We start from the raw sequence: 22,062 nt of genomic DNA, 5'->3' as shown, positions 1-22,062 counted from the left end.
AGTGAGATGAAACAAAGTCGTTTCAAAAACGTAGGGATCACCCTTTTTATAGCGTTTGTACTAACTCCGGTTTACTGGTTGTTGAACATGTCGTTCAAAACAAACCAGGAAATTCTGGGCGGCCTTACACTGTTTCCAAGAACGTTCACCCTTGACAATTATGCGGTCATTTTTAGTGATCCTAGTTGGTACAACGGTTATCTGAACTCGATGACGTATGTGGCCATGAATGTGGTCATCACGTTGTTGGTGGCGCTGCCGGCGGCTTACGCATTCAGCCGCTACAAGTTCCTGGGCGACAAGCATCTGTTTTTCTGGCTGCTGAGTAACCGGATGGCGCCGCCTGCGGTATTTCTGTTGCCATTCTTCCAGCTGTACTCGTCGATTGGTCTGTTTGATACACACATTGCCGTTGCACTGGCGCACTGTTTGTTCACCGTACCTCTGGCGGTGTGGATTCTGGAAGGCTTTATGAAAGGTGTCCCACGTGAATACGACGAGATGGCCTTTATTGACGGTTACAGCTTTCCAAGGTTCTTTATCAAAGTGTTCCTGCCGATGATTCGTTCTGGCATAGGCGTAACCGCATTCTTTACCTTTATGTTTTCGTGGGTAGAACTCTTGCTTGCCCGCACTCTGACATCTGTGGACGCTCAGCCTATTGGCGCCATCATGACGCGGACCATAGGGGCCAGCGGTATTGATTGGGGTGTGCTGTCGGCAGCGGGTGCCCTGACGATTATTCCCGGCATATTGGTGATTTGGTTTGTTCGTAACCATGTGGCCAAAGGCTTCGCTCTCGGACGCGTATAAGGAGAACACTGATGATTGACTGGATGAACTGGACCCCCACGGTGGTAATCTTTTTTGCGGTGATCGCTTCGATGCTCGCCGTTATGACCGTTTACGAAATTGTTTCGCCCTGTCGTGAGCGCAAAGGATTTTTGCCTATCGAAACCACTCGCGGCGATCGTTTTTTTATTGGCTTGCTGTCGGCCGCTTACATTCACCTTACCTTTCTTGCGGTCAGCGATGTCAGCTTGTGGGTGGCGCTGGCGGTGTCTGTGGCCTGGGCGGCAGTGTTGTTACGCTGGGGCTAATGAGACGAGAGCATGACCTGATGTGAAATAGTGAAAATTGTTGGCCAAAAAGGTTGTAAAGAATTCGGAAACGAACTAAATTCGAGTTAATGATCGAAAGCGATCATTAAGCGGTTCTCGAATATAACGTTTAATGACTCGAGTGCTGTAAGTGATGTTGATATAAAACGGAGCGTAGTCTGGTCCCGCTCCATCCATAAAAAGTAAATGAGGTTGGGTATGTTCAAAAATAACAAACATCCTAAAACTTTTATACTCAGTGTCGCTATCGCCGCTGCCAGTATGAGTTTGAGCCTGCAAGCCTACGCCGATCAATATTCGGACGCAGCTGAAAAGTGGGTAAATGAGTCATTCAAGAAGTCGACTCTCAGCAAAGAAGAGCAGATGAAGGAAATGGCTTGGTTTACCCAGGCTGCGGAAGAGTTCCGCGGAATGGAAATCAACGTAGTTTCAGAAACCCTGGCCACTCACGAGTATGAATCCAACGTTCTGGCTAAAGCATTCTTCGAAATTACCGGTATCAAACTGAACCATAGCCTGATCCAGGAAGGCGACGTCATCGAGAAGCTACAGACCCAGATGCAGTCTGGCCGTAACATCTATGACGCGTATGTAAACGATTCAGACCTCATTGGTACGCATTTCCGTTACGGAAAGGTGGAGTCCATTGACGCCATCATGAATGGCGCGGGTAAAGACCTTACTCTGCCGACTCTGGATCTTGAAGACTTTATAGGCCTGGACTTTACCACTGGGCCCGATGGCGTGCTTTATCAGCTTCCGACTCAGCAGTTCGCCAACCTGTATTGGTTCCGGGCTGACTGGTTTGAGCGTGAAGACCTGAAAAAGCAGTTTGCGGATCTCTACGGATATGATCTTGGTGTTCCGGTGAATTGGTCTGCGTACGAAGACATCGCGGAGTTCTTTTCGGTTCACGTTAAAGAAATTGATGGCAAGAAAGTATACGGCCACATGGACTACGGCAAGAAAGACCCGTCTCTTGGCTGGCGCTTCACCGATGCTTGGTTCTCAATGGCCGGTGGCGGCGACAAAGGCCTGCCTAACGGCTTGCCGGTTGACGAGTGGGGCATTCGGGTTGACGAGTGTCGCCCGGTCGGGTCTAACATGTCCCGCGGTGGCGCAACAAACGCCCCGGCAGCGGTTTACGCGACCACCAAGTACGTCGAATGGATGCAAAAGTACGCGCCGCCCGAAGCAACGGGTATGACCTTCTCTGAATCGGGTCCGGTGCCTGCCCAAGGCGAAATCGCCCAGCAGATTTTCTGGTACACGGCCTTCACCGCCAGCATGATTGAAGAAGGACTGCCGGTTGTAAATGAAGACGGTTCTCCGAAATGGCGTATGGCGCCTTCGCCCCGCGGTCCCTACTGGGAAGAGGGCATGAAGTTGGGCTATCAGGACGTAGGTGCCTGGACGTTCATGAAGTCCACTCCTGAGAAGCGCCGCCTGGCGGCTTGGTTGTACGCCCAGTTCACGGTTTCGAAGACTGTGTCTCTGGAAAAAACCGTCGCTGGCCTGACGCCGATTCGCGATTCTGACCTTGACTCTGACGTGATGTTGGAAATGGCGCCTAGGCTTGGTGGTTTGGTCGAGTTCTATCGCAGCCCGGCACGGGTTCAGTGGACGCCGACTGGCACCAACGTTCCTGATTATCCGAAGCTGGCCCAATTGTGGTGGCAGTACGTTTCCCAAGCAGCCAGTGGTGAAGCGACTCCTCAGGAAGCTTTGGATGGCCTGGCCGATGCTCAAGATCGCGTATTGGAGCGCTTGGAGCGTGCCAACGTACTGGCAACCTGTGGTCCTAAGCTCAACGAGCCGCGTGACCCGCAGTACTGGCTGGATCAGCCGGGCGCACCGAAGCCCAAGCTGGCCAACGAGAAAGTACAAGGCGTAACCGTACCTTACAATGAACTGCTTAAATCTTGGGAAGACGCTCGTAAGAGCTAATTCCTGAAGACCGATGCCTGCCGCAGTCGAACATTTAGATTGCGGCAGGCATTTTACCGGTATCATGGTAAGTGTGGTCGATTTGCTATTCCCCCCCCAATGACATTAATTTAAACAACCTCTTCTGGCCCACGCGTTTTCCTGTCGGCCTTTTCTGCTCTGTTGCTCAGTTCATTTTGGGCTAGTGGTGAGAGTACAAAAATATGAATAAAATCTCGGTTATTCACCGGCTTTACGCTGGTTTTGCAATTCTCTGTTTGATCATTGTTAGTTGGGGTGTGTTTAACAGTCGAATTATGTCGTCTTTTTCGGACACCACCCATGAGCTGACATCAGACTACTTTCCCCTCGCTGCTCAAATCCAACAAGTTGACACTCACCGGGCTGAAGCCGGAAAGCAGGCGCTTTCGATAATGGCGGCAGAAGACCCCGACATACTGGCTGTCAGGCTGTCTGTGCTTGAAACAACCATTAAGACATTAAACATCTTGGCGAGTGGCATTTCTTCTTTAGACAACATAGAGAAATTTCCTGTGGTGCAAACTCGAAACCAACGTGTTGCACAGAATGTTATCGCGCTGAAATTATCCGTTGATCAACTGGGCGAATACAATCGTTCGGTGTTGGAAGTTTCCGAAATAGTTAATGAAGGTTTGTCAGCGTTTCTGGTTAATAACGCAGACATGAAACGGCTCTTAGTGCGAGAGGGCACGGAACCCGCCGGTGACGATATTTATATTCGGGACCTGTTTACCACGATTATGGAAAACCTGGCGAGTATTGAGCTACTTATTATGCAAATGGTCAGTACCGATGATGCGGATAAACTCGCGAGTGTCATCGAGAATTTACAGATGAATACCCAGATCATTGAACCGGATATTGAGGCGTTAGTGTCGGAAATTCCGCGACTGGAAGGGCTTCCAGTATTGATAAGCAGTTTTATGGCGGCGGTGAATCAGGACGACGGCATCATTAACCAGTATCTGGGCTACCGTCAAAATCGCCTGAAACTGGCTGAGGCCGGGCGGGAAGTGGATCGGCACTTGGGTGATCTTGCGGATAATCTCGACGGGATGAGAGTGGCGGTTTCAGACCGGATTACCCAAACGGTCGCGGCGCTTGACGAGTCTGCCAGGCGGTCGGAACAGCTGGTTTACTGGTTGTTATCGCTGGTTGTTTTGTTCGCTTTGGGCACCTCGGTGTGGCTTGCCAGAATGATCAGTCTGCCCCTTAGGGCCACACTTTCGCACTTGGCCAGCATGGCAACGGGTGATTATTCGCGCCGGCTGGAGTTCAACGCCAAGGGTGAGTTTATTGACCTCAAAGCGTCTGTGAACCAGTTGTCAGACGCCATGGCGACTGTTCTGGGAAGCTTGCAGCAGGCGGGTGGCGACATTGCCGTTATTGCAACCGGCAATGCCCGGTTTGCCCGGGACTTCAACGAACGGGTGCGCGGACAGTCTGAAGAACTTGGTGCCATAGCGGCGGCGATGACCCAGATGGAGGCGTCTGCTCGCGAGGTAGCGGGTTCAGTACGGGGAACTCACGATCTGGTGGGTGAGATAAACCAGCAGGTTGCCGAGAACCTGTCCGATGCAGAACGTGGAAGCCTTTGTGTGGCAGAGCTCGAAACCCAATCCGGGCACACGGCGGCCAAGCTCCATGAACTTGAAAAAGCGTCGCAGGACATCGGCCGGATTACCGAAGTAATCGATGGTATCGCCAATCAGACGAATCTATTGGCATTGAATGCCGCGATTGAATCCGCTCGGGCCGGAGAAGCCGGGCGGGGCTTTGCGGTCGTCGCCGACGAGGTTCGGGGCCTGGCCCGGAAAACCACGGAAAGCACCGAGACCATCCGCACGTTGGTAGAGCGACTTCAGGGTGAAGCGTCGGAATCCGTCCGTTCAATGAACAATAATTTTTCGCAACTGGCGGCGGTCAGAACGCTGATGACCAGTGTTTCCGAAGGTGCCGAAAAGATTCGCAGTGCCATGGCGCGAATTTACCAGGGAGCTGATCAAACCCGTCTGGGGATGGATGAACAGGAAAGCGTAAGTAAGTCGGTTGCTCGCCAGGTAAACGAAATCAGCAGTTCCGCTAACGCCAGCCTGGAGGAAATTGACGAACTCGTTGCAACCTGCGAGCGCCTTGAGGCCTCTGTGGGCAATATCGAAGCGCTGGCGGGGCGATTCCGCGTTAATTAATTTGTCCGGAGGTGATTGATTTTTCGTTTCTTTATCGAAAATTCGGTTTCCCTCTGGCTTTTTTTTACTTGATTATGTTCGTTTTCAAACATTATCATCAACATTTGTGTTCGAAAAAAATGATGCATTCATAAACAAAAACAATTGAAAGGAAGGCTACTATGGAAAAGATAACTCACATTACGGCTCGTGAAATTTTGGATTCCCGCGGTTTTCCCACAGTGGAAGTTGATGTTTTGCTGGATAACGGCGTGGTCGGTTGCGGACGTGTGCCGTCGGGGGCGTCTACCGGCTCCCGCGAGGCCTTGGAAAAACGTGACCTTGACAGCCCGCGTTACAACGGCAAAGGCGTGTTGCAAGCGGTCAACGCCGTTAACACACGCATCGCGCCGGCTCTTGTAGGACACGTGGTGTTTGAACAGTCCCAAATCGATCGCTTGATGTGCGAATTGGACGGTACGCCGAACAAGGCCGAATTTGGCGCCAACGCGATTCTTGCGGTGTCACTGGGTGTCGCGGATGCCGCGGCCAAGGCCTGCAAACTGCCGCTTTTCCGATATCTTGCGGAGTTATACGGTTGTGCGTCGCCCAGCGTGCTGCCGGTGCCGATGATGAACATCATCAATGGTGGTGCCCATGCGGATAACAACGTCGATATTCAGGAGTTCATGATCCAGCCGGTGGGAGCTCCCAGTTACAGTGAAGCATTGCGTATGGGAGTCGAGACTTTTCACGCGTTGAAAGCACTGCTTAAAGAAAAAGGCCTGTCGACCGCTGTGGGAGATGAAGGCGGGTTTGCGCCTGATTTGCAGTCTAGCGAAGAGGCTCTTGACCTGATTCTTGCGGCGATTGAAAAAGCCGGTTATCGCCCAGGTTCCGACATTGTTCTGGCGTTGGATTGCGCTGCCTCCGAGTTTTACTCCGATGGTTGCTATGACCTAAAGGGCGCCGGGAAAAAGTACAACTCGGAAGAGTTTGCGGACTATTTGGTGTCTCTCGCTAAGGCCTATCCCATTGCGTCCATTGAAGATGGCATGGATGAAAACGACTGGGCAGGCTGGAAGTTGCTGACCGACAAAGTCGGTGAGCGGGTTCAGCTGGTGGGTGATGATTTGTTTGTCACCAACACCGAGCTGATTTCCGAAGGTATCCAAAAAGGCATTGCCAATTCCGTGCTGATCAAGTTCAATCAGATTGGCACGCTGACCGAAACTCTTGAGGCCATTGCCATGGCGCAGGGCGCGGGTTATACCGCGGTGATTTCACACCGCAGTGGAGAAACCGAAGATACCTTCATTGCTGACTTGGCCGTTGCCACCCGCGCCGGACAGATCAAAACCGGTTCGCTGTGCCGCTCTGACCGCGTTGCCAAATACAACCGTTTGTTGTGGATAGAACAGGAACTGGGTGCTCACGCTTTTTATCCTGGTATTGGCGCCATTCGCTGCGCCCTTGATAACTGATTGTATCCTTGTTGGGAGAGTGCCCATGAGAGTGCCCATGAGAAAGCCGATTTTGATTGGAAACTGGAAAATGAACGGCAGTCTGCAGTCTAACCAGGCTCTGATTACCCGATTGTTACCGCGGCTTAGACCGCTGCGCAAGGTGGTTGATATAGCGGTTTGTCCGCCTCTGCCTTACCTGTTTCAGGTACGCGATTTGCTGGGTTATACCGGCATTACTCTGGGCGCTCAGAATGCGTCCGGGTTTGTATCCGGCGCCCATACCGGCGAATCCAGTGCCACCATGCTCAAGGAGATGGGTTGCGTTTACGTGCTGGTGGGGCATTCGGAAAGGCGCAGCCTGTACGGTGAAACCGACGCCGACGCCGACGTTGCGGAGCGCTTCGCTGCGGTTCGTGGCCTGGGAATGACGCCGGTGTTGTGTGTGGGTGAGTCACTGCAGGATCGTGAGTCAGGCCGCACTGCCGAGGTTGTACAGGCACAGATTCAGGCGGTAATTAACAAAGTCGGGCTGGCTGGCCTTGCCGAGGGCGTATTGGCCTACGAGCCGGTCTGGGCTATTGGCACTGGCAAGACCGCCACGCCCGAGCAAGTGGCAGAGACGCATTTTGGTATTCGTCAGTTCATTGCTGGCTGTGGCGAGCCCAAGGCCAAGGTGATCAGTCAGGCATTGAGAATTCTTTACGGTGGTAGCGTCAAACCGGCGAACGCGGTTGCGATTTTTAGCCTGGACGATGTCGACGGTGGGTTGATTGGCGGCGCGTCATTGCATGCTGATGACTTCGCCGCCATCGCCGAGGCCCTCGGGGCCACGTATCCTGAGGCGGCAGGCGAGAGTGAATCTCATTAACGTAAAATAATGAAGATTGTTGGAGGCTGTCATGCAAAAAAAAACAAAATCTGGATCTGATACAAGCGTTGAACCCGCAAACTGGAGCGCTAATGATTTTTTTCCAGACATCGAGGGTGTTCCGGAGAAATTTCGCCAGAAGGGCGGAGTGTCCATCACCGAAACCTTGGTTAATGGCCAGCTGAAACCTTGGCCAGGCCCTTTTGCAGAGGTGCGCAGCCCGATCTGTTTGCGTGCCACGGGCACAGAAGAACCCCAGCCACTGGTGATTGGCAGAACGCCGCTGATGGATGGGCATGCCGCGCTTGAAGCTCTGGACTCAGCGGTTGAAGCATACGGACAGGGCCGTGGAACTTGGCCGAGCCTGTCGGTTGCCCAGCGGATTGAACACGTTGAACAGTTTCTGGTGGAAATGCGCAGACACCGTGAAGCGGTGGTGGAACTGTTGATGTGGGAGATTGGTAAAACCTACGCCGACGCCTGCAAAGAATTCGACCGAACTGCAGGCTACATTCAAGACACCATTCACGAGTTGAAAGTACTAGACCGACGCTCGTCGCGTTTTGAAACCGTCGGCGGTGTGGTCGCCCAAACTCGCAGGTTACCCGTGGGTGTGGCTCTGTGCATGGGCCCTTACAATTACCCGTTGAATGAAACCTTCACCACGCTTATTCCGGCTCTGATTATGGGTAACACCGTGGTTTTTAAACCCGCAAAATACGGCGTGCTGCTGATTGGCCCGCTGTTGGAGGCGTTCCAGAAAGCGTTCCCCGCCGGTGTGATCAATATTATTTTTGGCCGCGGCCGCGATACCATCGGGCCTTTGATGAAAAGCGGTAAGGTGGATATGTTCGCGTTTATTGGTACCCACAGCGGTGCTTCTGCACTGAAACAGATGCACCCCAAACCTCATCGCCTGAAAGCGGTACTGGGCCTGGATGCCAACAACCCGGCCATTGTGTTGGCAGACGCCGACCTGGATCTGGCCGTGAGTGAGTGTGTGGCCGGGGCCCTGTCGTTTAACGGTCAGCGTTGCACCGCCTTAAAACTGTTGCTGGTACATGAGTCGCTGGCAGACGAGTTTGTAGCGCGTGTGTCCAAAGCAGTAGACAATCTGGTTGCAGGCATGCCGTGGCAGCCCAATGTGTCGTTAACGCCGCTGCCCGAACCCGGTAAGATCGACTATCTGAAAGCGTTGGTCAGTGACGCCGAGGCTCTGGGCGCGCGCGTTATGAACACCGGGGGCGGCCAGGCAAACGGCACTTATTTCCACCCTGCAGTTCTGTACCCGGTGACCACCAAGATGCGCGCTTACCAGGAAGAACAATTTGGACCGGTCATTCCGGTGGTGGCGTTCAGTGATGAGTCCGAGGTGATTCGCCACGTTCGGGAATCCGAATTTGGCCAGCAACTGAGCATATTTGGCAGTGACCCTGCTGCCATTGGTGGGTTGATCGATGTTCTGGCTAACCAGGTGGGGCGTATCAATTTGAACAGCCAGTGCCAGCGCGGGCCCGATACGCTGCCGTTCAACGGTCGCAAAAATTCGGCGGAAGGAACACTGTCGGTATCGGATGCGCTGCGGGTGTTTTCAATTCGCACCACGATTGCTGCCAAATCCAGTGAATCCAACCGCGACCTGGTCACCAGCATTGTGCGTGAGCGTCATTCCCGAACTCTAACTACGGACTATCTGTTCTGATTACGCGGCGGCCGAATTTTGCGCCATACTGCGGTTCTACGCCGGCGTAAAAAGAGGAGGTCGCTATGTCATCATCTCAAGTCACCGAGCACATCACCTGGCAATCCGCGCAATGCTATCTCGGCCAGGTGCTTGTGGCCTATAGCGACACAGGTGTGTGTGCTCTGCTGACAGGGCAGACACTGCCACCGCTTATGGAAAAATTGCGCAGCCGCTTCCCCAGTGCTCAATTATGCCAGGCAGACAGTGCTTGCCCGAGCTGGCTGGGTAACGTGAAAGCCCAGCTCACAGATGGCCGCAATGCCGAACCTCTGGCTCTGGATTTGCGCGGCACCGAGTTTCAGCAGCAAGTCTGGCAAGCGCTACGAAGCATTCCCAGTGGTGAGGTTATCAGCTACGCCGAGCTGGCGCGGCGGGCAGGGCGGCCAAAGGCCGTGCGCGCCGCCGCCAGCGCCTGTGGAGCCAATCCGGTGGCCGTGCTGGTGCCATGCCATCGGGTATTGCGCAGCAATGGCGACCTGGGTGGCTATAATGGCGGTGTTGCTATCAAGAAAGCGCTGCTGGCCCATGAGCAGACGCTATCTGCCCGCTAGTTTCGTTTTTTGGCTTTCGGCGTCTGTAAATAAGCAAATGGCGTTACGGCCGGCGCGTTTGGCCGTATACATGGCCGCATCGGCCCGTTCCAACAGCTGCCGGGCGGTGTCGACTTCGTTCGAATACAGGCTTATGCCTACGCTGGCGCCGGCACTCAGGGTATGGCCATCAATTTGATAGTCCTCGCGGTGCTTGTCCAGCAAGCGCTGCGCAATCATTTTTGCCGCTTCGGGACCGTTCAATTCTGGCAGTATCACCACAAACTCATCGCCGCCAAGGCGAGCTAATGTGTCGCCCTCGCGAAGGCAGGTCTGTGCTCTTTCAGTGAACTGAAGTAGCAAAGAATCGCCTACGTGATGCCCCAGAGTGTCGTTAATCTGTTTGAAATGATCCAGGTCAATGAACAGCACGGCTAGCCCCAGTCGGTTGCGGTGGGTCTGGCGGATGGCTTGTTCCAGGCGATCTTCCATCAACCGACGGTTGGGAATGCCGGTGAGCGCATCGTAATAGGCCAGCTGGCGAATGCGCTCCTCGTTGTGGCGGTTCTGGGTGATGTCGGTAAACAGGGCAGCGTAGTGAGTTATGATGTCATCATCATCGGTTACCGCAGTAATGGTCAGCAATTCCAGATACAGCTCGCCGGTTTTGCGCCGGTTCCAGATTTCGCCGCGCCATACGCCTTCACGCGCCAGGGCTTGCCACATCTGGTCGTAAAAGGCTTGGTCATGGCGACCAGATGAAAGCAGCGCCGGCGTTTTACCGATTACATCGTCCGCGCTGTAACCGGTCAGTTGGGTAAACATGGGGTTAGTGAATTCTATGCGCGATTTGGCATCGGTAATCATGATGCCTTCCAATGAAGAGGCAATCACCCGCTCCGCCAGTTGCAGGGTTTGTCGTGACTGGGCCAAGGCCGAGTCCCGCTGCTCCAGAGCGGCGCGCAAATCCTGAATATGCAGCTGGTCCACACCGGCAAGCATCTGACCGTAGCCCACCAGACCGATCACCTGGTTATCGTCATTGATCACCGCTAAGTTACGGATGCGCAGGTTCATAAGGCGATCACGGGCGTGAATAAGCGGCTCGTCCTCGTGCACGGTTATCAAGGGGCGGCTGGCTAGAGGACCGACTACTTTGTTACCGGTATTGCGGCTGATAAGACGGACTATGTCGCGCTCGGTAAGAATCCCCAATCCCAGTTTTTCGCAATCAATAATCGCCGCATGAGCGCAGTTTTTGTACATGCTGGCCGCTGCTTCCGCCAGGGTCTTATCACCGTCTATCGACAGTGGCATTGTGGCGGTGGCGGAGCGCACGTCACGCAAACGCAGATAGGGTTCAATACCCTGGTTTATCGCCATGTCGGTTTGCGAGAGAATACCGGCCGCCTTGCCATCGGCGTCGACCACCAGAAAGTGACGTTTACCGGTTTCACGGAATTTAACCGCGGCTTCCTGCATGGGCATATAGGTGGGCACGGAGATAACCGGTGAGCTCATTACCGAACTGACCGGCTGGGAAAAGATAGAAGATGATGTAAAATCAATGCCCAGGGCATCGCGCTCTGTCCAGATGCCCAACACGTCTTCATTGCGAATAACCAAAATGGAACTGACACTTCGCTCCGCCATCATCGCGGCGGCAGTGGCTATAGTGGTATCAGGATCGCAATGTAGAAGGGCGCCGCTGTGCATCAGTCGGGAGACAAGAAGTTGCGGTGCCATACGAATAGAATCCTGTTTGCGGTGCCATGCTGAAGGCATGAATTTACAGAAGAATTTGATTGATTATGCCTCAATACGGGTTGATCTACCAATAGCACCTGTCGCTATTTGTGTTGTGTATGGAGTGTTTGGTTTTACATCGGTGTCTTAACAAAATGGAACAGATGATATGAGCAATCAGCCGTTGTCAGTGGAGCAGCCGGAAGGTTTGCCGCGAAGTCAGGTAATCGGATTGGTGGTCGGTTTGGCGGGCTTTTTGGCGTGCCTGATCATACCGCCGCCTGGTGGTATGTCGGTCGAAGCCTGGGCCGCTGGCGGCATGATGTTGCCCATCGGCCTGTCTATCATCGCCATGACCCAGAGCGATAACGAAGACGGCCTGCGCCGCTTCGGCACAGCGCTGCTGCCGGCGATTGCCTACTCCGCCAGTGTTGGCGGCATTGCCACCTTGATTGGTACGCCTCCCAACGCCTTGTTGGCGGCTTATTTGTTGGATACCCAGGGCATTGAAGTGGGCTTTGCCCAATGGATGCTGCTGGGACTGCCGGTTGCTGTGGTGATGCTATTGCTAGTGTGGTGGTGGCTGGCCCGGGTCGATTTTGGTATTGGTCGCGCTGATGACAGCGGCGAAATGATCCGCCGCGAGCTCGAGGCCATTGCCGCCAGCTGTGCCCTCATGATGCCGGTGGCCACACCGCCAAACGCCATCGTATTCTCCAGCGGCCATGTGCGGATCGGCGATATGTTACGTGCCGGCTTCGCCCTGAACCTGATGGGTGTGGTAGTGGTTACTGTGGCCAGCTATTGGTTGATGAGCTGGGTGTTTGGCTTGTGATGTCTAGATAATAATTGTGGCTGCGCTCAGGCATTCAATCTTCTGGCCGGGATAAATCCAGCCAGGGTTGGGACAGCCAGTAAAAGCGTCCGTCGCCTGCGGGGTAGGTGCAGTTATAGCGAAAGCGGCGGCTGCTGAATGCAGCGGGCGCCTGAACATTCGCCTGCTGTGCGTTGGCGGTTACCTTGATTCGGCCCTGGCCGGAGCCGAAGCAGGTTAGTTTGTCTGGTGTGAATCCGCTCGGCAGGCTCATTCGCAGGTGCGGCGGATTGGTGCTGACAATGCCGTCCGGAAGATCCTTGGCCGGCACCGGAAACGCCTTGCTCAGCAACTTGTTTTCCAGGCCTTGTAGCTGCCCATAGGCGTTGGCCATGGGAAATCGTGGCAGTCGGGTGCGGCTTGAGGTTGCGCCGACGGGGCCGGATTGCTGCCCGAAGGCCAGCCAGCCGCGCTGGTTCATTTGCTGTTCCAGTGCTGCATCAAATTCGCCATAGGGGTAGGCGAACATTGGTGGGGCATTGCCAAACTCTTTTTCAAGCAACGTTTGCGCGCCATAAAGGCTTTGATGCACACGCTCTTGCCACTGCTCTACTTTCTCGTTGGGTGTTTTTGCCAGGTGTCTGTGGCCGGCGCTGTGGTTGGCAATGGTCGCCAGGCCCGTAGACGCCAGTTCCTGCAACTGCTGTAACGTCATAAAACCGCTGTTGCCGATGGTGTCGGTGTTCACAAACAGGGTGTAGGGATAGTTTAGCCGCGCCAATATGGGTGCGGCGTTGGAATACACGGAACTGTAGGCGTCATCAAAACTCAGGGCAACGGCATCGCCGCTATTACCCGCCAAGGCTTTTTGTGTTGCCTCGTACAGTGGTTCAACCGCCAGCCCGAGTTGGTCAATCAGTTTCAGTTGGGCTTCAAACAGTGCCGGCGACGTACTGGTGGCGTCCGGCGTGTTATCGCTGATGTGGTGGTATTGCAATATGGCCAGATCTGCGCTGGCGCCCGCAGGCAATGCCAGTGCGATAGCCAGTGTGGCGGCTACAAAATCCTGTCGGCGCATGTCAAATGCCTTCATTTTAAAGGGTTGTTTTCACGCTGCCTAAAGCAGCACTTAGTAGCGCCCGCGATAGTGGTTTCTGATAACGGCAAAGGCTGCGTTAAGTTTCTGGATTTGCTCGGTGCTGCCGCCCCTGTCGGGGTGCGCCTGCATGACGGCACGCCGAAAACGCTGTTTTACCTCGTGAAAACAGTCCGGCAAACGCCTGTCGCTATAGCCCAGACAGTTCGCTGCTGCGGCAACCTCCGATGTGTCGTGATGATCATTGGCACCCCGATGACCGGCGTAGAAGTTGTCAAGCATGGCGTGGATCTGCGCCGTGGATAGCCGGTATTGGTTCAGATCCAGATAGAATGCCCGCAAGGAATCGGCCTGGGCCGGCAGGCTTTGGCCAGATAATCTCGGGCCAGACAGCTGCTGGGTCAACACTTCGGGGCGACTTTCAAGGCGGGTCAGCAAGGCTGATATCGCCAGGGTTTCACCGTCTTCGGCCAATTGATCGCGCAGCGTATACAGGGTGTGAAACAGCAAGAAGTGAACCTGGTATAGCAGCTCGGGTTGATCAAAGCGCACATCACCCAAGAGTTGCCAAGGTGGCTGCTGCAGCTTTTTGATCAGGGCATATTCACTCAGCCCGCCAGGTGCTTGGCGCAGCTCGTGCTCCAGAGCGACTTGCAGGTGGGCTATGTGGCTTTGCAGAGCCTCATGGGGACTGGAATCGCCAGAGTGGGTAATGGCGCCGGGCTGGTTGAGTGTTGATGTGTTGGTCATGAGCCTATGGTAGAGCACTCACGGGTCGCCCTGCCAGCCTGATGGCAGCGTATGTGGGCTGGTTCAGTGTTAACAGCGGAATGCGACGGGTATAATCGTGCTCTATATTTTTTAACGTTGAAGCCGCTATGCACCCAGTAACCGATCCGCAAAAACCTGATGCGCGGCGCGAGCAACAAAAACTGCAGAGGCGCCTGCAACGGGAAGCCGGCCAAGCAATTGCGGATTTCTCGATGATCGAGGCCGGCGACAAGATTATGTGTTGCCTCAGCGGCGGGAAGGATTCCTATGCGATGCTGGACATTCTGCTGAGCCTGCAGAAAAAAGCCCCGGTGCGTTTTGAGGTGATTGCGGTCAATCTGGATCAGAAACAGCCAGGTTTTCCGCAGCATGTTTTACCGCAATACCTGCAGAATCTGGGCATTGAATACCATATTATCGAGCGCGATACCTACAGCGTCGTTAAAGATAAAATTCCCGCCGGTAAAACCACCTGTGGTTTGTGCTCACGCCTGCGGCGAGGAATTTTGTATGCCTTCGCCGAGGCCAATGGTGTGACCAAAATTGCCCTTGGCCATCATCGTGACGACCTGCTGGAAACCCTGTTTCTAAATATGTTCTACGCTGGCAAGCTCAAGTCTATGCCACCGCTGCTGCACAGTGACGACGGCCGAAATACGGTCATCCGACCGCTGGCCTATTGCCGTGAGAAGGACCTTGAACGCTTCGCCGAACTGCGGGGCTATCCGGTTATTCCCTGCAACTTGTGTGGCTCTCAGGAAAATCTGCAACGCCAGGTGATAAAAGACATGTTCAAGGTCTGGGATGAACAGCACCCCGGGCGCCTGGAAACCATGTTTAGTGCCCTGTGTAACGTAGAACCATCGCACCTGGCAGACCCGCAGTTATACAATTTTCCGGAAAATTCCAGAAGCTGGGCACCGCGTTCTGTTGCTCCGAATGGCGACGCAAAGCCGGGCGTTACAGTGGTTTCAGGCAAGGCTAGGGAAGAGTTCGGGCGCCTTGACGTTCTGAACCTGTAACCTTGAAGGTTCTGGTCAGTGCATGCCACCGGTGCCCAGCAATGCCATCAGCGGCAGGGTCCAGAACCCGAACACAATCAGCATCACGCCGCTGAATTTACGGAACAACCGGTGGCTTTGCAGCCCGCGCACCCAGCGCGCGGCATAGCCGGTGGCCAGCATAGAGGGCAATGTGCCCAGGCCAAAGAACAGCATGGTCAGTGCCGCTGATGGCACGGTTGGCTGCAGTGCTGCCCAGCCCAGAGTGCTGTATACCAGACCGCAGGGCAGCCAGCCCCAAAGAGCGCCCAACGCCAGAGCTTGCATAGGGTTGTGCACTGGCAGCAGTTTGCGGGTTAGCGGCGACAGTTTTTTCCACACCGGCGCCCCCAGCTTTTCCACATATCGGATGCCCTGCCACCACTGCCCCATGGACAACCCCATAAAAATCAGCAGCAGCGCTGCCAGAGTTCGTAATGCCAGCCCCATGGACGCCCATTGGCTTGCCGCCGAGGTGCTCAGTAATGCCACCAAGGCGGCAATCAGCGCATAGCTGCCAATGCGGCCGCCGTTGAACGCCAGCAGCGTTAGTGTCTGGCGAAAACGAAAACCCTTGCCTACTGGCATTGCCATGGATAGTGACGCACTGATTCCACCACACATGCCCAGGCAATGAGTGCTACCGAGGATGCCAATCAGAAACGCGCTGGAATAGCTGAGGTAAAGTTCGCCCGCCATCAGTTGCCGCTATTGCCAGGCTTGCTGGGAGCTTCATCGGCTTTTAACGTACCTGCGTCTGCGTCGGTTTGTGGCTCATCTTGTGGGTCGCTGGCACTACGCCGGGTTTTTTCCAACCCGGTGATGGCGTCTTCCGGAATCCGGTCTTTGTCGTCGTCATACAGAATGCGATGGGCGGGCCCTTCCAGGTCGTCATATTGGCCGTTTTTGACCGCCCAGTTGAACAGAACAATGCCACCAGTGACCAGCATCAGCATTAACGGCACAAGCACTACAACAATTTCCACAATGCACTCCCGGGATTTGGGGTTTAAAGTCCGGCTTTGAAAACGGATTCATGAAATTCAGGCTATCAGCGCAGCGCCATGCTGCCAACTAACGGCTGTGACTTGCGGGCTGGCGTTGGCATTTTGCCCAGGCGCAGCGCGTTTAATACCACCACCAGAGAACTGACGGACATACCGATGGCCGCCAACCAGGGTGGCACCAGGCCTGCCGCCGCCAAAGGCAGCGCGGCCAGATTGTAAATCAATGCCCACCACAAATTCTGGCGAATAACCTTGCGGGTCTGGCGACTTGTGGCCAGCCCTTCTACCAGTTGCATTAGCTGGCCATTGAGCAGAACGGCGTCGGCTTTAAGCTGGGTCAGGTCTGCGGCCGAGCCCATGGCCACAGACACGCTGGCTCCAGCCATAGACGGCAAATCGTTCAGGCCGTCGCCCACCATCATGATCTTGCAGCCCTCGGCATTGAGCTTTTGCAACACCGCCAGTTTGTCTTCCGGCGAAGCCTGGCCAACGGCTTCATTAATACCCAGCTGGAGGGCAATCTGCTGCACGTGTCCGGAGCGGTCACCGCTGAGCAACAGGGTGCGAATGCCGAGCTCGTGCAGGGCCGCAATGGCGTTGGCTGCATCGGCACGGGGCTGGTCGTCAAGCTGAAAACGGGCCAGCCACTGCTGGTCTGAGGCCAGCCAAATGGCGATACCTGCGCATTCAGGCGCTTCTGGCATGGCAAGGCCGCTGTGCTCGGCCACAAATTGCGGATGGCCGATGTATAAAGTCTGTTCGCCCCATTGGCCAGACAACCCGCCGCCCAGGTAGTTTTTGACATTGCTGACCTGAGCTTTTGGTAAATTATGAAACACTCTGGCAATGGGGTGTTCGGAAAACGCTTCCAGGCCCGCAGCCAGGCGCAGGCAATGGTCCGCATCCAAAGTGCCAGCGTTGTGCTGGTTCAGCAGGCTGAGCTCACCACGGGTCAAGGTGCCTGTTTTGTCAAACACCACGGTGTCGATATCGTTCATGGATTCAAGGGTATGACCGCGGGTGGGCAGCAGGCCCAGTTTGCGCAGCTTTACCGTGGCCGCGGTAATGGCAGTGGGAGTCGCCAACGACAGCGCGCAGGGGCAGGTAACCACCAGCACTGACAGAGTAATATCAAACGCGTTATCAGCACCGTACCACCACCAACCCAGCCACACGACAGGCGCCAGAATTAGCACCCGGCCAACAAACTTGCCAGCCATCCGGTCTGCCATGCGGGCTATTTTTGGTTTTTCCGACTGCACCCGGTCGAGTACCCGCAGAATACTCGACAAGCGGGTTTGCGCACCGGCGCTCACCACTTTTATGTCCAGAGGGTTTTCGCCGTTAACGCTGCCGGCGTGCACGGTATCCCCGGGTATTCGGGTTTCTGGAAGATACTCACCGGTTAACGCGGCTTCGTTGAGGGTAGACTGGCCGCGGAGTATTTCGCCGTCTACTGGCAGGGTTTCACCCGGGCGGATGCGCACCACATCGCCAGCTTTCAGACTGTGGGCGGCAACAATGCTGGTTTCGTTGTCTTCACTACTAACGAGCGTGGCCACCCTGGGCTGGAAACCCACCAGAGCGTTACCGGACAGGCCGGCACGATACCGCGCCTGTACTTCAATATAACGGCCCAGCAGCAGGAAAAAGGTGAACATGCACACCGATTCAAAATAGACTTCGTCGCCGCCCATTACCGTTACCCAGGTACTGGCGCCGTAGGCCAGGCCGATCGCAATGGCGACCGGTACGTCCATGGTCAGGTGGCGGCTACGAAGGTCGCGGCTGGCGTTCTGGAAAAATGGTTTGGCACTGTAAAACACCACCGGGGTGGCCACAAGAAGGCTGAACCAGCGGAAGAAGCTGATGAACTCGGGCGATAGGCCGCTGACCATCTCAAAATACATGGGAAACGCCAGCATCATGCTCTGAAACGAGCCAATGCCCGCCACAGCCAGGCGGATCAGCATAGACCGGTGTTCTAATTTCAATGCACTTTCTACTTCATCGGCGTGGTAGGGTCGTGCGGTATAGCCCAGCTGATGAACCGCTATCAGCAGATCGCTGAGTTGAGCCTGGTCTGAGGCCCACACCAGCCGCGCGCGCTGGGTGGTGTGGTTGACGGTAAAAGACAACACTCCGGCCTGTCGCTGCAGGTGGTTTTCAAGCAGCCAGATGCAGGCCGCGCAGGTAATGCCGCCGATTAGTATCTGGGCTTCCTGGCCGGCTTTTACCGGGCTCACAAACGATTGCTGTACCAGAGGATGGTCAAGCTCGCGCAGGCGGCCAAGTTCTGCGCTGTTAAGCTGTCGCGGAGTAGTAGCAGGTTCTGTGCGGAAATCGTAGAATCCGGCCAGGCCCTCCCGGCGGATGGTTTCACAAACGGCTTTGCAGCCGTGGCAGCAAAAGTGCCTTTGTGTGTCATCCAAAAGCAGGGTAATGGGCGGCTCACCGTTTGCCGGCTCGCCGCAGTGGAAGCAATTCAAAGGGGTCACCCTTTGGCTAGGCCTGCTTTCAGTTTAAGCCCGTTCTCTGCTGGCAGTTGGGCTTCGCCTTTAAGCCGCCATTCGTTGGTGGGACCGCGCAAATCGTAGTACCAGCGGCCTTCGATGTCTTCATTTATCAGCGCTGTGTAGTGGCCCAAGCTTTCGCGGCGGAACTGTACCACCCGATCGTACGTGTCCAGGGTAGGGTGGAACAGGTTCAGGACCAGATAGGGGAAATCCTCGGTGGAGGTCAGGTCCAGGGATAGTTGGCGGCCATCAAACTGGATGTCGGCTGTCAGTTCCAGCTCGGCAGCTCTGACGTCACGGGCTATTTCCAGGTTGATACCACGACCTTCCTTCGAATAGTCGTCTGACACCATGCTGTCTTCCATGTTAATGGCAACGACCAGCATGGTCATACTCCACGTAATGGCTGCCAGTGGAGCGATGGTCAAAAACCAGAACCAGGGCTGGCGGTACCAGGGTGCAACGGGTGTTTCAGCAGTCATAAAATTACGTCTCGGTTTTACATTCAAGCGTGGTGCGTTGTGGCTCAACCGCCGTTAGCGCGTTGGACCGACAAATCGGCTTTCAGTTTCAAGCGTCAGAACAATTTCGTCATCGGAAACGGCCTTGAAGACAATATCGTTGTTGCTCTGGCTAATGGATTCTGGCGGAACGTCCACCACGGTCGGCAACGCGTATTTTTCGCCGCTTGTAACGGTGAACTGGGTCAATGTCAGAATCTGGATGTCGTCCATGCCGCTTACGCTGAGGGTGTAGGTTTGCGTTGCTTCAGACATATTAGCCAGCTTCAGGGTGTAGGAGTTTTCGATCCGGCCCTCGCCGTTAAATTTGAACAGTGCGCCGCGATCGCGCAGCACGTCCAATTGCGCTGGCACCCGAGTGGCCACAGTGTACCCGATAGCGCCAATCATCAGGGCCAGCATAAAGCCGTAACCGAAGGTGCGCGGGCGCAGTAGTTTGGAGGTTTTGCCGTCCAACTCGTTTTCGGTGGTGTAGCGAATCAAACCGCGCGGGTAATTCATTTTGTCCATGATGTCGTCGCAGGCATCGATGCACAAGGCGCAGCCGATGCACTCGTACTGCAAACCGTCGCGAATGTCGATACCGGTGGGGCACACCTGAACGCACTGGCCGCAGTCGATACAGTCACCCAGGCCCACTTCATCGGGTTTGGCTTCTTTCTTGCGGCCGCCGCGGGGTTCGCCGCGATTCGGGTCGTAGGACACAATACGGGTATTGGAGTCAAACATAACCGATTGGAAGCGGGCGTACGGGCACATATACAGGCATACCTGCTCGCGCATCCAGCCGGCATTCAAGTAAGTGGCGATGGTGAAAAACGCCACCCAGAAGTAGGCCCAGCCATTGGCCTGCAGGGTAAAAAGATCGACAATCAGTTCACGAATTGGATAAAAATAGCCAACGAAGGTTAAACCCGTTGCCAGCGCAATGAGCAGCCAAATGATATGTTTGGCGGTTTTCTTTGCGACTTTTGAACGGGAACTGGGGGCTTTGTCGAGCTTCATACGCTTGTTGCGACCACCCTCGATGCGTTCTTCCACCCACATGAAAATGAAGGTCCATACCGTTTGCGGGCAGGTGTAACCGCACCATACGCGACCGAAAAGAGTCGTAATGAAAAACAGACCAAAGGCGCTGATGATCAGCATGCCCGATAGCAGAATGAAGTCTTTCGGGAAAAAAGTAATACCGTACAGATGAAATTCGCGGGCTGGCAGGTCAAAGTGAATCAACGGCTCGCCGTTCAACGTCAACCAAGCGAACAAAAAATACATACCCATTAGCGCCAGCAGGCTGAATGTGCGGATACGCTGGAAAAAGCCCTTTATTTCTTTGACATAAATCTTTTTGCGACTTGCGTAAAGGTCAACAGATTCAGACCCCTTCTTCTTGTCGGAAGACTCGTTGGCCGGGTCAATTTGTTGTACCGGAATCTTGGTGCTCATCGATTTCTCCGATGAAGGTAAACGGGGGGCAGGGCGCGTAGGCTTCTGGAAGTGAATGCTTGATCTGTCTCAGGTGGGTCACCTGTTTGATCACTTCAAGTCTGTGCCCGCCAGAGGCAGACGCAGAGTTGAAAAGACCAGGCCGAAGCGAGCTCCGGCCGGTTTTCTCAGTTTGACATGCCGTAAACGTAGGCGGCGAGTATCTGAATCTGATCTTGGGACAAACGACCACTTTGCGAGGGCATTTGGTTCTGCCGACCGTGGATGACCGTTTGACGGATCCAGTCGAAATTCGAGCCATACAGCCACACGTTGTCGGTCAGGTTAGGCGCGCCGACGGCCTGCATACCTTTACCGTCAGCACCGTGACAAGCGGCACAACCCTGCATGAACACGGCCTTGCCAGCTTCAACAGATGCTGGATCTTCGGCGCGGTCACTGAAGCTCAACACGTAGTTGACCACCTGATCTACCTGGGTGTCGGTCATGTTGGGCATCACGCCTTTGGCCGGCATGACGCCCATGCGGCCGTTGTTCAGGGTGTGCAGAATGGCTTCCGGTGAACCACCGTACAGCCAGTCAGTGTCGGTCAGGTTGGGAAAACCCACTTGGCCGCGCGCAGCAGAGCCGTGGCACACCGCGCAGTTGTTGGCGAACAGACGTTGGCCAAGCTTCATGGCGTCGTCTACCTTGGCAAGCTCCGGTACCGCTGTTTTGCCATACTGTGCGTAGATCGGGCCGTAAAGCGCATCGGCTTCGGCAACTTCCGCTTCCCACTGGTTGGTTGAGGTCCATCCCAGCAAGCCTTTGAAGTTGCCAAGACCCGGGTAGAGCGCCAGATACCCCAACGAGAATACAATGGTGGCCATGAACAGATAGAACCACCACTTCGGCAGCGGATTGTCATATTCTTCTATGCCATCGAAGGAATGACCCATTGTGCGGTCGGTTTCCACATCGGAGGTCTGGCTTTTGCGAGTTGAAAGCAACAACCAGGTACAGCCAAAAATGGTACCGAGCACGATCACAGTGACCCAGATGCTCCAAAAGGTAGTCATTGTCTTTTCTCCGTTTTTTCCCGTTCAAGGGTACGCTGTGCGACCTCGTCGTCATCAAACGGCAGGTGCGATGCTTCTTCGTTCGCCTTTTTGCGATGAGCGCTGAACGCCCACCAGACAATGCCAATAAACACCGCCATCACAACAAAAACATAAACGCCGCGTAACTCGTTAATATCCAT

General features: G+C 54.8%; 20 protein-coding genes. 10 read left to right on the top strand and 10 right to left on the bottom strand.

Annotation, left to right across the window (positions count from 1 at the left end):
• Positions 1 to 6 precede the first annotated feature (6 nt).
• The 8 genes from ATI45_RS07355 to ATI45_RS07320 all read left to right on the top strand — a co-directional run bounded on the left by ATI45_RS07355 (position 7) and on the right by ATI45_RS07320 (position 9,886).
• Positions 7 to 813 carry a carbohydrate ABC transporter permease gene (locus ATI45_RS07355; RefSeq protein WP_007352626.1) on the top strand — a complete coding sequence of 269 codons (807 nt, stop codon included), beginning with the start codon at positions 7 to 9 and terminating at the stop codon, positions 811 to 813.
• Between the two features lie 11 nt (positions 814 to 824).
• A complete protein-coding gene (locus ATI45_RS07350; protein WP_098418917.1) occupies positions 825 to 1,100 on the top strand; it encodes a DUF2160 domain-containing protein in 276 nt (91 codons plus the stop codon).
• Between the two features lie 219 nt (positions 1,101 to 1,319).
• Complete coding sequence (locus ATI45_RS07345) at positions 1,320 to 3,068, top strand: extracellular solute-binding protein (protein ID WP_098418916.1); 1,749 nt, start codon at positions 1,320 to 1,322, stop codon at positions 3,066 to 3,068.
• A gap of 203 nt (positions 3,069 to 3,271) precedes the next feature.
• Complete coding sequence (locus ATI45_RS07340) at positions 3,272 to 5,278, top strand: methyl-accepting chemotaxis protein (protein WP_098418915.1); 2,007 nt, start codon at positions 3,272 to 3,274, stop codon at positions 5,276 to 5,278.
• A 161-nt stretch (positions 5,279 to 5,439) separates the two neighbouring features.
• Positions 5,440 to 6,741 (top strand): phosphopyruvate hydratase, encoded by a 1,302-nt coding sequence (eno, locus tag ATI45_RS07335; RefSeq protein WP_098418914.1) that lies wholly within the window; start codon positions 5,440 to 5,442, stop codon positions 6,739 to 6,741.
• Positions 6,742 to 6,778: 37 nt separating this feature from the next.
• Complete coding sequence (tpiA, locus tag ATI45_RS07330) at positions 6,779 to 7,591, top strand: triose-phosphate isomerase (protein WP_098418913.1); 813 nt, start codon at positions 6,779 to 6,781, stop codon at positions 7,589 to 7,591.
• Positions 7,592 to 7,622: 31 nt separating this feature from the next.
• Positions 7,623 to 9,293 carry an NADP-dependent glyceraldehyde-3-phosphate dehydrogenase gene (locus tag ATI45_RS07325; protein WP_098418912.1) on the top strand — a complete coding sequence of 557 codons (1,671 nt, stop codon included), beginning with the start codon at positions 7,623 to 7,625 and terminating at the stop codon, positions 9,291 to 9,293.
• 65 nt (positions 9,294 to 9,358) lie between these two features.
• Complete coding sequence (locus ATI45_RS07320) at positions 9,359 to 9,886, top strand: methylated-DNA--[protein]-cysteine S-methyltransferase (protein ID WP_098418911.1); 528 nt, start codon at positions 9,359 to 9,361, stop codon at positions 9,884 to 9,886.
• On the opposite strand, the gene ATI45_RS07315 is transcribed toward ATI45_RS07320, so the two are convergent.
• Positions 9,872 to 11,611, bottom strand: a complete 1,740-nt coding sequence (locus tag ATI45_RS07315; protein WP_098418910.1) for a GGDEF domain-containing protein — start codon at positions 11,609 to 11,611, stop codon at positions 9,872 to 9,874. The two genes, ATI45_RS07320 and ATI45_RS07315, sit on opposite strands and share 15 nt — an antisense overlap.
• A gap of 169 nt (positions 11,612 to 11,780) precedes the next feature.
• Between ATI45_RS07315 and ATI45_RS07310 the strand changes: the two genes are divergently transcribed.
• On the top strand, positions 11,781 to 12,446 hold the full coding sequence (locus ATI45_RS07310) for an SLC13 family permease (protein ID WP_098418909.1): 666 nt from the start codon (positions 11,781 to 11,783) through the stop codon (positions 12,444 to 12,446).
• Positions 12,447 to 12,480: 34 nt separating this feature from the next.
• Here ATI45_RS07310 and ATI45_RS07305 read toward each other — a convergent pair whose 3' ends face one another.
• Both ATI45_RS07305 and ATI45_RS07300 read right to left on the bottom strand, forming a co-directional pair.
• Positions 12,481 to 13,503: a polysaccharide deacetylase family protein gene (locus tag ATI45_RS07305; RefSeq protein WP_098418908.1), complete on the bottom strand. Its 1,023-nt coding sequence runs from the start codon at positions 13,501 to 13,503 to the stop codon at positions 12,481 to 12,483.
• Positions 13,504 to 13,554: 51 nt separating this feature from the next.
• Positions 13,555 to 14,271 (bottom strand): DNA-J related domain-containing protein, encoded by a 717-nt coding sequence (locus ATI45_RS07300; protein WP_098418907.1) that lies wholly within the window; start codon positions 14,269 to 14,271, stop codon positions 13,555 to 13,557.
• A gap of 128 nt (positions 14,272 to 14,399) precedes the next feature.
• Here ATI45_RS07300 and ttcA point away from each other — a divergent pair, with 128 nt between their 5' ends.
• Positions 14,400 to 15,314: a tRNA 2-thiocytidine(32) synthetase TtcA gene (gene ttcA, locus ATI45_RS07295; protein WP_098418906.1), complete on the top strand. Its 915-nt coding sequence runs from the start codon at positions 14,400 to 14,402 to the stop codon at positions 15,312 to 15,314.
• A gap of 15 nt (positions 15,315 to 15,329) precedes the next feature.
• Here ttcA and ATI45_RS07290 read toward each other — a convergent pair whose 3' ends face one another.
• From ATI45_RS07290 to ATI45_RS07260, 7 genes are all read right to left on the bottom strand, one after another.
• The gene (locus tag ATI45_RS07290; RefSeq protein ID WP_098418905.1) at positions 15,330 to 16,031 is read right to left on the bottom strand and encodes a sulfite exporter TauE/SafE family protein; all 702 of its coding nucleotides are present in this window, start codon (positions 16,029 to 16,031) and stop codon (positions 15,330 to 15,332) included.
• Positions 16,031 to 16,318: a cbb3-type cytochrome oxidase assembly protein CcoS gene (gene ccoS / locus ATI45_RS07285; protein ID WP_098418904.1), complete on the bottom strand. Its 288-nt coding sequence runs from the start codon at positions 16,316 to 16,318 to the stop codon at positions 16,031 to 16,033. Before ccoS ends, ATI45_RS07290 begins: the two co-directional genes overlap by 1 nt.
• Positions 16,319 to 16,383: 65 nt before the next feature.
• On the bottom strand, positions 16,384 to 18,837 hold the full coding sequence (locus tag ATI45_RS07280) for a heavy metal translocating P-type ATPase (RefSeq protein WP_098418903.1): 2,454 nt from the start codon (positions 18,835 to 18,837) through the stop codon (positions 16,384 to 16,386).
• Positions 18,834 to 19,337: a FixH family protein gene (locus ATI45_RS07275; RefSeq protein ID WP_098418902.1), complete on the bottom strand. Its 504-nt coding sequence runs from the start codon at positions 19,335 to 19,337 to the stop codon at positions 18,834 to 18,836. The genes ATI45_RS07280 and ATI45_RS07275 overlap by 4 nt, the downstream gene beginning before the upstream one ends.
• Before the next feature lie 54 nt (positions 19,338 to 19,391).
• Positions 19,392 to 20,822, bottom strand: a complete 1,431-nt coding sequence (ccoG, locus tag ATI45_RS07270) for a cytochrome c oxidase accessory protein CcoG (protein ID WP_098418901.1) — start codon at positions 20,820 to 20,822, stop codon at positions 19,392 to 19,394.
• A gap of 167 nt (positions 20,823 to 20,989) precedes the next feature.
• A complete protein-coding gene (gene ccoP, locus ATI45_RS07265; protein ID WP_098418900.1) occupies positions 20,990 to 21,880 on the bottom strand; it encodes a cytochrome-c oxidase, cbb3-type subunit III in 891 nt (296 codons plus the stop codon).
• On the bottom strand, positions 21,877 to 22,062 hold the full coding sequence (locus ATI45_RS07260) for a cbb3-type cytochrome oxidase subunit 3 (protein ID WP_098418899.1): 186 nt from the start codon (positions 22,060 to 22,062) through the stop codon (positions 21,877 to 21,879). Before ATI45_RS07260 ends, ccoP begins: the two co-directional genes overlap by 4 nt.

It is taken from the genome of Marinobacter sp. LV10MA510-1, assembly GCF_002563885.1.
GTDB lineage: Bacteria > Pseudomonadota > Gammaproteobacteria > Pseudomonadales > Oleiphilaceae > Marinobacter.
This window is presented reverse-complemented; position numbering and strand designations above follow the sequence as displayed.